At 38.4% G+C, this 10,704-nt stretch carries 12 protein-coding genes and 1 pseudogene; 3 read left to right on the forward strand and 10 right to left on the reverse strand.

The window, feature by feature from the left end; translation table 11 throughout:
* The 4 genes from P9B04_RS06820 to P9B04_RS06835 all read right to left on the reverse strand — a co-directional run.
* The coding region (locus P9B04_RS06820; protein WP_342054244.1) for a hypothetical protein at nucleotides 1-384 on the reverse strand (384 nt) is incomplete at its 3' end.
* An 85-nt stretch (nucleotides 385-469) separates the two neighbouring features.
* On the reverse strand, nucleotides 470-1,123 hold the full coding sequence (locus P9B04_RS06825) for a hypothetical protein (protein ID WP_342054245.1): 654 nt from the start codon (nucleotides 1,121-1,123) through the stop codon (nucleotides 470-472).
* A gap of 77 nt (nucleotides 1,124-1,200) precedes the next feature.
* Entirely contained in the window at nucleotides 1,201-1,683 is a 483-nt protein-coding gene (locus P9B04_RS06830; RefSeq protein WP_342054246.1) for a hypothetical protein, read from the reverse strand.
* Nucleotides 1,684-1,690: 7 nt separating this feature from the next.
* Complete coding sequence (locus tag P9B04_RS06835; RefSeq protein ID WP_342054247.1) at nucleotides 1,691-2,335, reverse strand: GNAT family N-acetyltransferase; 645 nt, start codon at nucleotides 2,333-2,335, stop codon at nucleotides 1,691-1,693.
* Nucleotides 2,336-2,426: 91 nt separating this feature from the next.
* On the opposite strand from P9B04_RS06835, the gene grxC reads away from it, so the two are divergent.
* Entirely contained in the window at nucleotides 2,427-2,738 is a 312-nt protein-coding gene (gene grxC, locus P9B04_RS06840) for a glutaredoxin 3 (protein WP_342054248.1), read from the forward strand.
* 5 nt (nucleotides 2,739-2,743) lie between these two features.
* Here grxC and moaC read toward each other — a convergent pair whose 3' ends face one another.
* The 5 genes from moaC to cbiM all read right to left on the reverse strand — a co-directional run bounded on the left by moaC (nucleotide 2,744) and on the right by cbiM (nucleotide 5,881).
* On the reverse strand, nucleotides 2,744-3,226 hold the full coding sequence (gene moaC, locus P9B04_RS06845) for a cyclic pyranopterin monophosphate synthase MoaC (RefSeq protein ID WP_342054249.1): 483 nt from the start codon (nucleotides 3,224-3,226) through the stop codon (nucleotides 2,744-2,746).
* Nucleotides 3,196-3,936: a lipoate--protein ligase family protein gene (locus P9B04_RS06850; protein WP_446717976.1), complete on the reverse strand. Its 741-nt coding sequence runs from the start codon at nucleotides 3,934-3,936 to the stop codon at nucleotides 3,196-3,198. The genes moaC and P9B04_RS06850 overlap by 31 nt, the downstream gene beginning before the upstream one ends.
* Before the next feature lie 4 nt (nucleotides 3,937-3,940).
* Nucleotides 3,941-4,711, reverse strand: coding sequence for a cobalt ECF transporter T component CbiQ (gene cbiQ, locus P9B04_RS06855; RefSeq protein ID WP_342054251.1), 771 nt, complete (start codon nucleotides 4,709-4,711; stop codon nucleotides 3,941-3,943).
* A 66-nt stretch (nucleotides 4,712-4,777) separates the two neighbouring features.
* The gene (locus P9B04_RS06860; protein ID WP_342054252.1) at nucleotides 4,778-5,119 is read right to left on the reverse strand and encodes a PDGLE domain-containing protein; all 342 of its coding nucleotides are present in this window, start codon (nucleotides 5,117-5,119) and stop codon (nucleotides 4,778-4,780) included.
* A 27-nt stretch (nucleotides 5,120-5,146) separates the two neighbouring features.
* On the reverse strand, nucleotides 5,147-5,881 hold the full coding sequence (cbiM, locus tag P9B04_RS06865; RefSeq protein ID WP_342054253.1) for a cobalt transporter CbiM: 735 nt from the start codon (nucleotides 5,879-5,881) through the stop codon (nucleotides 5,147-5,149).
* A 309-nt stretch (nucleotides 5,882-6,190) separates the two neighbouring features.
* Here cbiM and P9B04_RS06870 point away from each other — a divergent pair, with 309 nt between their 5' ends.
* Together P9B04_RS06870 and glpK are read left to right on the forward strand one after the other, a co-directional pair.
* Entirely contained in the window at nucleotides 6,191-7,927 is a 1,737-nt protein-coding gene (locus tag P9B04_RS06870; RefSeq protein ID WP_342054254.1) for a mechanosensitive ion channel family protein, read from the forward strand.
* 138 nt (nucleotides 7,928-8,065) lie between these two features.
* Nucleotides 8,066-9,571 (forward strand): glycerol kinase GlpK, encoded by a 1,506-nt coding sequence (glpK, locus tag P9B04_RS06875; protein ID WP_342054255.1) that lies wholly within the window; start codon nucleotides 8,066-8,068, stop codon nucleotides 9,569-9,571.
* 7 nt (nucleotides 9,572-9,578) lie between these two features.
* Here glpK and P9B04_RS06880 read toward each other — a convergent pair.
* Nucleotides 9,579-10,643: pseudogene (locus P9B04_RS06880) on the reverse strand (efflux RND transporter permease subunit); the annotation flags it as partial.
* Between the last annotated feature and the right edge of the window lie 61 nt (nucleotides 10,644-10,704).

Genomic DNA, 10,704 nt, shown 5'->3' on the forward strand with positions numbered 1-10,704 from the left:
CCCTGGTTTTATGAACATGGTTTGGAACTTTGTCTCGTCAGGTGCAAGATGTGAGCTTTTTTCTATATTTTCTTCTTCCATTCCAGAATATACACTAATAAATTCTGATAAGGGGATATAACAAGTACCAGATTTGTTACTAGGTTTGTAGGGATATTCTGTTGGTAACAAAGAGATATAGCAACCAGTATCTCCTATTTTTTCTGCGGTGAAAATAATCGCATCAATTAAGGGCGATTCAAGACAACCATCACAAGGAAATATAATTTTTCGTCCTAGTATATTAGGAGCAAAAGGACCCGTAAACTGATTATCGTTGAGAAAAACTTGTCGCAGAAAAGGTTTTGCTTGTTGGAAAAATTCGGGTTCAGTAAGAGTGTACATATTTTTAATTGACTAAAAACACAATAACCCTCTGAAGCTTCCCAAGCTTATGTTACTAATAATGACATTATTAATTAATCGAAAATCAAAATAACTTCAATCCTTGTCCTTCTAAATAAATTTCCTGCCAAGAAGGTTGACGATAATCTGGGTTTTGGCTTTGATCCACGTATCCCACTAAATTAGGAAGTTGTTTAAAATGAATTTCTCTGTTAATATACTGATTCATTTGTTGTACAAAATTATCAGGATAATCCCGAATAATAGGGTGTTTAATCACCATAGATTGATATTTACCTTCGTCCGGATCAGTAACCACATCCAAACTCAAAGCCGCTAGGGGTTGGATAAATAGTCCTGTGGCTGCAATCTTAAATTTTCCATTCACTTCATTTTGCTTTAAAACCGCAACAAAATGACCACCTTCTGGGATATTGTAGGGAATGCTGTGGTGATCAGCTACGGGTTCTACCTCGACGTTATAACCCAAAGTTAAACCATCTTCTAGGGTTATATTTTCGTAGGTTTGGTCTGGGTGAGGGACATAAATAGTAAACTGATGAACATCTAACCAAGGATTATTGATAGGATCATCGGTTTCTGACTTCCAAGCGTTGTAACGTTCTCTCATTCCTTGACCCACATTACTATCTTGGTTACAAATATTAATTAGGGCGAGACTAAGAACACATTGCTCAAATTTATTGGTTGCCAGAATTTCCGAGGGTAGGAGTTCCATGAAAAGTAATCCTTTGTATCATATAACCCTATGTTAATGGTGAATTTAGAGAGAGAATCTTAATTTTCTTTAAAAGATTATTGGGACAAAAGTTCGTTTTGGGTGCGAACTTTTCTCATGGTTTGCGGGAGAACCCCCACCAACAAAGCAAATGTTTCATCAGGTAAAATACTAGCTGTTTCTAGATCAAACCAATGCTCAAACTGATTTAAAATCACTTGGGCCCTTTGTTGAGAAATGGTGTTATCTGTGATTTGTTTCGCTAATTTCACCCACTGTCGCCGAATTAAATAACTATTGATCCTTTCTTTGCTAGTTCTAACCTCCATCAGAGACAACTTACCCACAGGCAGCACATCAACAACATCGCAATCAAAATTAGCCCCAATAGCGGCCCCCGGTCCTGCAAATTCCGCATGGTAAGGTTTATAGAGAATTAAGCCATTTTTACGACGGGGGTTAATAACCAGTAGTTGTTGATTGTGTAGATTTTGGATAATCTCCTGAATTGTTTGTTGTTGGGTTGAGGTAACTTGTTGCTGAAAAATAGGATCAGACATGGGTTTTTCAGATTTTTTTTGTTAAAAATAATTTTTGCGAACGAAACCAACGCCAATTAGGCCAAAAGACTTGGGTTTCGCCAATTTGATAACCATTACTCAAATATAATTTTTTAGCTGCATAATTATCCTCTAAGACATGAAGGTTAAGGGTACTATATCCCCATTTTGAAGCAATTTCTTCACATTGTCTTAGTAATTGTTTCGCAATTCCTTTTCTTCGATGACTCTCGAGAACAGCCAAATTACTGATATAGAGATAACCGTTATCGAATCCGCTTTTTAGGCTAAGTTCAATGGTTCCAATAACTTTTTTCTTGGTTTCGTCGGGTGTTTTAATAATTTCTACTGCCACTAAACAACAATAGTAAGGAGTTGTTCCCCGAAGACGCAATCGTAAATCTTCATAAACCCCCAATTTTAAAATAGGTTGTATAAAGGATAACCACCCTCCGGGGGGATGAAAACTAAGGGTAAGTACCTCCGTTAAAGCTTTGATGTCTTTTAATTTAGCCTCTCGAATGTTAAGAGAAACCTCAGAAGACGGATTTTGCTCTAACTCTGAACCCCTACCCTTCAATGACCATAACCCACAACAGTCCACAATTTTTCCCCACTCAATTTTTAAATGATGTGAATTTTTTTCTATCATCTATTATGACCCTTTTAGCATTTCCTTTGTTGATTAGCTCAAACCTATGGAGTATTTATATAATGATAAGGGTAAAACATCAAAGGTTACTATGTTCAGTATTTTTAATTCTTTATTAGGTCGCCACCCAGAAAAAATGAAAGCGGATGTGGAAATCTACACCTGGCAAACTTGTCCGTTTTGTATTCGTGCTAAATTACTTTTATGGTGGAAAGGAATCAAGATCACTGAGTACAAAATTGACGGCGATGAAGCTGCTAGGGAAAAAATGGCCCAGCGTTCCTCTGGAAAACGAACCGTTCCTCAAATTTTCATCGATAATCAACACATAGGGGGATGCGATGATTTATATTCTCTCGATGTACAAAATAAATTAGATCCCCTTTTGACTAGGGAAGTTTAAAAAATTTAGGTGCTATAATTTCCTGATTTTCCTCCTGTTTTACTAACTAGATGTATGTTTTCAATTATCATAGATTTTTCTATTGCTTTACCCATATCGTAAAGAGTCAAAGCAGCCATAGAAACTGCGGTTAAAGCCTCCATTTCTACCCCGGTTTCTGCTTTGGTGATAACCTTTGCTTCTATTATATACCCTGGTATAGTTTGATCTCCTGTGATATTTACCTCTATTTTATGTAGGGGTAAAGGATGACACAAGGGTATCAAATTTGCTGTTTGTTTGGCTGCCATAATACCGGCTAATTTTGCAGTTCCTAAAACGTCACCTTTCGGAGTATTTCCTGTTTCTATGGCCTCAAAAGTTGAGATTTTCATTCTTATTTGTCCCCTAGCGATCGCTTGACGACGGGTAATATTTTTAGAAGAAACATCTACCATTTTTGTTTCTCCTTTTTCGTTTAGATGGGATAATTTAGAATCGCTTTCCATTCTTGATCCGATAGAGTTTGTGTTGTAAATTCTATTTTAAAATGTTCTTCGGCTGCCTGGGTCAAAATATCTACAATATCTTGTCTACAATACTCGTTAGATAACTGTTCTTTTAAGGTTAAATTCCAGGGAGCAACTTGATTAAAAACTGTTTCAAATAACTCCTTATCTGTTGACAAAACCAAAGAACCGTGTTGTAAAATCGAGCGTTTTCCCCGTCTTTGTGCGCTACCAATTACTTTGCTACCATCGGAGGTTACTAAATCTGCGACGGTTGCTGTATTAAAACAACTAGAATTACGAATATATCCCCGTTTCGCTGTTCCATATTGTAAGGATATACCCAATGTTTTCAATCCTTGAATTAAGAAGGTGCAAATATCTCGATAAATAGCTAATGTTTTCCGATGATCTAAGGGCATAACTATCATATAAGTTAAGTCCCCCTGATGTAAAACCGCTCTTCCTCCCGTGGGACGAACTACTAAGTCTAAGGGTTCCTTTCTCCAGATTAAATTATCCCAATAGGGAGGATATTTTTTTTGTAAATATCCCAAAGAAATTGTCGGTTTTGACCAAGTATAAAACCGTAAAACAGGAGATATCAGTCCCTTTTCCTGTTGTTCAAACAACCAACGATCAATAGCCATTTGTAGTTTGCCTTCGCCCTCCATAAGAGGTATCAAACGCCACTTTTTTAGTGTCTCCATGAAACTAAAAATAAATTATCTGACCTAAACAAACCACAACTATTGTAATAACCAGAGCAAGAATATCTTTGTTTTTATAGGATACTTCTTCAGAGTTGATGGGAATTCCTTGATATCCCCTCGATAACATCGCTTTATAGATTAACTCTCCTCGTTCGTAACTGCGAATAAATAGAGAACCAATCGAGTTTCCTATAACATGACGAACCATTTTCCCATCACTCATTAAATTTCGAGAAATAGCAGCTCGTTTCATCGCAGTAAATTCTCGATTCAAAATATCTATATAACGATACATAGAAGCCATAATAGCCACTAATAAGGGAGGCATTTTCAGAGCTAATAATCCTTTAAATAAGTCAGGAATATCCGTGGTCAAAATTAATGTATTCAACATCAATAATGACAAAATTACCTTAGTAGTAACGCTGCCTAATACCATTACCCCAGTGGTGGTAATTTGTAGAATTCCCCAAGACCAAATAACATCCCCTTCCGGACGAAATAAAGTTCCCAGTAATACCACCCCAACAAAAGCAAATTCGATGACTACTCTCGATAATAAACTCAGCCAAGAAACACGACTTATGAGGATGACAAATAATACTCCAACTCCATAAATTCCCCAACTTTTCCATTGTCCATTAGGGGTCAAAGAGATAGCAAAAACAGTAATAAAGGCACATAAAAGCCGTGATTGAACATTGAGAGAATGCCACGGCGTAACAACTTTTTTTTTCTGTTGACCGAGAAAAGAATTAATGTGTAATAACATATTTAATGAAAAATTAAGAATTTAGAATGAGAAAAGTATCTTCATTCTAAATTCCATATTCACCTCTTATCCTTCTCCATCGGTGGAAGGGCGGGCTAATAATTTACCGGTTCCCCAAGCGAGACCAAAAGTTACCATAGTACCGGCTAAACCAGCTAAAGGGGTGGCTAAAATCTCGGGAACACCTCTCAAAGCATATTCTTCAAAAACGGCGTAGAAAGGTAATTTTTGTGCGGGTGCATCTTCTACGGCTTTATCTTCAAATTGCAAATCCTGAGAAACTCTATCTAAACCATCAGGATTGGAACTGGCAAAAGGAGAGACAAAAATAGCGACAATTAAAGCAATACCTAGCCATGTTAAAACAAATGAGCGATTGCGTTGTTTATTAGAAATTTGATTCGTCATTTTTACGATTGTTACGAGTTACTATTTTTAACCATGAACATTGTGTTGAACATTGGCTTGAGGATTTAATTTGATAGATGAAGGACTATCGTAAATAAGATCCCGACGGGATCGCCAGATAAACCCAACAGCAATCACAGTGATTATTGCTTCTCCCACACCGATGAGGATGTGCCAAGATACCATAGCGACCAAAGATACTAGTAAAGGAACTGTACCCGATAGGGCTAATTGTAAAGCTGTTGTAATCGCTGCGATCACCACGCTACACCAAGAAGCAACCACGGTTGCAATGGCCATACTTCTCCAAGAACTGCGGCTTAAGGCAAAACGAATCGCTTTATAGAGATAATAGCCACCGAAAGTTCCTATTAGCCCCATATTTAGGATATTTGCTCCTAAAACGGTTAATCCACCATCTTGAAACAAAACCGCTTGAACGATAAACACCACCGTTACCACTAAGGTACCAGCCCAGGGACCGAGAATAATACTGGCGAGGGTTCCTCCCACCAAATGTCCTGAAGTTCCCCCTGGAATGGGAAAATTAATCATCTGTGCTGCAAAAATAAAAGCGGCGCAAACCCCCATCAGAGGGACTGTTCTTTCTTCATAGTCTCTTTGTACTTTTTTTAAAGAAACAGCAATTAAAACAATGGTGATTACCCAACAAAATAGGCTAACGGAAAGACTCAGAAAACCGTCAGGAATATGTAGAGCAAAATAGGGTGTTATGAGAGAATTTTGGATGATTTGTTCCATAAAAAGTCAGCAAAACTTTGTATCAATGTAGATCCATTTCCCTTTGTAAACGTTTTTTCTAGGTTCAATGGCTAATTTTACAACATCTTTAGATTTCCCTAAAATTACCAAAATAAAAAATAGTCTGAAGAATAAAAAAAATTAATTAATTTTTTATAACTTATTTTGCTTTTTTTTGACAATTATGCACTAACTTCTGAAATAAATATAAATAAAAACTCTAGTTTCCCAAAGATTAGGCACAATTGTAATCAATGGTAGCAATAGCAAACAGAGAAATCTAACTAAACCTAGGAAAGTAGAGCAGATATGAAAAGTTATTTCTTAAATTTTCATAAAAACAAAACTTGTCAAAAAATTATTTTAGGAATAGTAACTCTATTATTTGTCTTATTTCAGAGTAGTTTTATATCTAGTTATGGCCTAGAAGACATAGAAGAGAATCCAGGTTTCCCGGTGGTGTTTAATCATCACACTCTTTTCACGATTTATGAAGCCAATGGGTCTTTATCCGCCGAAGAAAGGGCAAGTATTATCAGCCGAAGATTGAATACTATCGCTAATGATAATGAGGTAGAAATTCGCGATGATAAGTTTGATATAGACGATAGAGGGTCTGTGGTAGTTATTTCATTTAATAATAAAACCTTGATTACTATTACAGGAGATGATGCAGCAGTAGAAGAAACTTCCCGTCAAAACTTAGCAGAAGAACATTTAAAGAGTCTCAAAAAATCTTTGAAATCTTATCGACTGGAACGCCGTCCTTTTTATTGGGTAATCGGGGTTGTCTGTACTATAATTAGTTTATTGATTTTATTAGTAATTTTAAAAATCTTTGATTTTGTTTTTCCCTACGTAAATACTCGTCTAGAAGGGTGGCAAGGGACTCTTATTCCGTCCATTAGAATCAAAAATTTGGAGTTGTTGTCAGCAGAAAAATTAACCAAGACTTGTAAAACGATTGTCAAAGTGATTCGAGTAATTGTTACTTTCATCGTTCTTTATATTTTTGTACCCATTGTTTTAGGGTTTTTCCCACAAACAAGGAAGTTAGGTAACATTCTCTTTGAGTATTTAATCAAGGCTATTACAACAGTATTGGGAGGTTTAATTAGTTATTTACCTAATATATTTGTTGTGGGTCTTATTATCTATTTAACTTATTATACATTGCGATTTTTTAAATTTATTTTTTATGAAATAGAAACAGAAAACTTACAATTTTCTGGTTTTTATCCTGAATGGGCCCAACCCACTTATCGATTACTTAGTTGGTTAACTATTATGTTAGCTGCGGTATTCGCTTTTCCTTATTTACCAGGGTTTAATTCCCCTGCTTTTAAGGGAGTTTCTGCTTTTGCAGCCTTATTATTTACATTGGGTTCCACCGGAGTGGTTTCTAATACAGTGTCAGGTTTAGTATTGATTTATACTCGTGCTTTTCAAATTTCGGATCGGGTAAAAATTGGGGATGCTGTAGGGGATGTTCTCGAAAAAGACCTATTGGTAACGAGAATTAGAACGGTTAAAAATGTGGTCATTACTATTCCTAATTCTGTCGTTATTAATAGTAATGTAGTTAACTATAGTGCTTTAAAAAGAGACTTAAAGAGTCCTTTAATTTTACACACAACTATCACCCTTGGTTACGACGTTCCTTGGCGAAAAGTCTATGAGGTATTGATTGCAGCTGCTCAATCTACTAACTATATTTTAGAAAATCCTCTACCTTTCGTTTTACAAACAGGCTTAAACGACTTTTACGTCAGTTATGAAATCAATGCCTACACCAACGAATCAACAAAAATGGCAATAATTTATTCAGAACTACACCAAAATATTCAAGACAAATGTAACGAAGCCGATATTGAGATATTGTCGCCCCATTACAGTGCAATGCGTGACGGGAATCATAATACTATTCCTGCCGATTATTTACCAAAAAATTACTCAGCCCCAGGATTTCGTGTAGATCCCATCACTAATTTATTTACCCACAATAATAAGCCAGTGAATGGATCTATAGAAAGTCACGACAATTAACTAATATATAAACAGTGAACAGTGAACGGTCATAACTGGTAACTGATAACTGCTAGAAATTGCTCTATGACTGTGGCAATAATTTGATTAAAATGTGTACTAAACAGTAAAACAGAAGAATTCAGGGTGTTTTCACCAATGACAAACAATGAGACAAAATATATCTTAGCTCTTGATTTAGGAACCACAGGCAACCGTGCCATTATCTTTAATCGTGAAGGGGAAATAGTTGGTCAAAACTACAAAGAACTAACTCAACATTATCCCCAACCTGGTTGGCTTGAACACGATGCCCTAGAAATTTGTCAAGATACCCTTAGTGTCTTAGAACAAGTCCTGCAAAAGACAAATATCACAGCAAAGGAAATCGCAGCCATCGGTTTAACCGTACAACGGGAAACCTGTTTATTGTGGGATAAAACCACAGGGAAACCCCTTCACAAAGCGATCGTTTGGCAAGACAGACGCACTGCTCCTATGTGTCGTCAATTAAAAGAAGAAGGTAAAGCAAAAGAGATCGAACAACGCACAGGGTTGATTTTAGACCCCTATTTTTCGGCGACAAAACTTGCTTGGTTGATCAACTGGGTAAAAGAACATAAACCAGACACCAATTTTGATAACGTCATCGCAGGAACCGTGGATACCTGGATGTTGTGGAACCTGACAGGGGGAAAAGTTCACGCCACAGATCATAGCAACGCCTCTCGGACGATGTTGATGAATCTCGACACTGGTAACTGGGACGAAACCTTACTAGATTTATTCAACATTCCTGCTCATATCATGCCCGAAATTAAACCCAGTATGGGAATATTTGGTCATACAGATGCAGAGTTATTCGGGTTAGAAATTCCCATTACCGCTATTTTTGGGGATCAACAAGCCGCTTTATTTGCTCATGGTTGCAGTCGTCCAGGGTTACTCAAATGTACTTACGGAACCGGGTCCTTTCTCATCGTACAAGCAGGACACGATGTCATGCGATCGCCTAATGGGTTGTTATCCACCGTCGCCTGGACAAAAGACAAATCCACAAATTACGCCCTAGAAGGAGCAATTTTTACCACTGGGGCATCCATCCAATGGCTGCGAGACGGCATTAAACTGATTAACAGCGCGGCAGAAACTGAAGACATCTGTAATCAAGTAAAAGATACCAATGGAGTTTATTTTGTGCCGGCTTTAAGTGGTTTAGGTGCGCCCCATTGGGACATGAGCGCGCGAGGATTATTCCTAGGTATTACCGGAGGTGTGCAACGAGAACACATGGTGAGGGCAGTATTAGAAGCGATCGCCTATCAAGTAAAAGAAGTAGTAGAAGCGATCAATAAAGATTCAGACTTATCTGTAGCCCGTTTAAAAGTAGATGGAGGGGCTTCCCAGAATAACTTTTTGATGCAGTTTCAAGCCGATGCTTTGGGAGTTCCCATCGAACGCCCAGTGGTACTAGATGCAACCGCGCAGGGGGCGGCTTTTGGGGCTGGTTTAGCTGTTGGTTATTGGGATGATTACGATCAGTTGATTGTCAATCGTAAAATCGATCGCATTTTTGAACCTGGAAACAACGCCCCTGCTGTACAAGAAAACTTTCTCACCTGGGCCAAAGCCGTGCAAAGGGCGAAACAATGGATCGAGGACTAAGAAAACCTCAAGGCATTATTTTGTAATGCCTCGCACCTCTTTTACTAAGCCAAGAAAGATTAAAACCTTTAACGAACAAATAGGCCGAGGGAACAAAGAATAGAGCAATGAGAGTAGCTCCTCCTAAACCCCCGATAATTGTGATAGCTAAGGGAGGCCAAAATCCACTAGGATCGAGCAGTAAAGGGGTAAATCCAAGAATAGTAGTAACAGTTGTGGCAATAACGTGACGAGTAGCATCCACAACCACGTTACGGGCTGCACGGCGATCGCCTGTTGAAGCTTGGGGATCTCGAACCAAAGCACTCAAAACCACGATAGAATCGTTGACCACTACCCCTAAAAGTCCTGTAATCCCCAGAATAGCGGTAAATCCGAAAGGATAATTGAATAAAGCTAGGGAGCCTAACCCCAAACCCATAGATAAAACCCCCACCGTCAAAATAATACCGGCTAGACGAAAAGATCTGAAAGTTAGCACCAAACTCATCACCATCATAATCACCAATACCCCCACCGTAGAAATTAGGTTACTAACCGCATTCCCTCGCTCTCCTTGTTCTCCGCCAAAATCCCAACTGTAGCCCGGTGGTAGGGTAAAATTCCTCCCCTGTAAGCGGGCTTCAAAATCCGATAACACCGAATCGGGAAGAGTTCCTGCTGGAATAAATCCCTGTATGGTGTTAACCCGCTTACCATTACGACGAGAAATATTGACCACATCGGGAACTAAAGTAATATCTCCCACCGCCGACAGAGGGATGATTGAAGGGTCATCCTCAGTGATATTGTTACCTTCGGGGAGTAAGGTTAGAGAAGAAATATCAGATAAATTACCCCGTTGAGAAGCAGTTGTGCGAACCCTCACCGGAAGTTCTTCGGTTCCTTCCAAAATGGAACCCCCAACCATTCCCTCCAAACTGCTGTCTAGTTGGCGACCAATGCTTGTTTTATCCAATCCTGCTAAGCGTAATTGTTCTTCGTGAAGGTTTAACCCCAGTTTAGGCAAAGTTTCCGTTAAATTGGCGCGAGTATGGATGACGTTAGGGGTTTGAGCCAACTCGGAACGGAGTTGATCCCGTGACGACTCCCGACACTGAACGGAGTACCGTTACAGTGCGGGCTTCTCCAAG

It is taken from the genome of Crocosphaera sp. Alani8 (assembly GCF_038442745.1).
Classification (GTDB): Bacteria; Cyanobacteriota; Cyanobacteriia; order Cyanobacteriales; family Microcystaceae; genus Crocosphaera.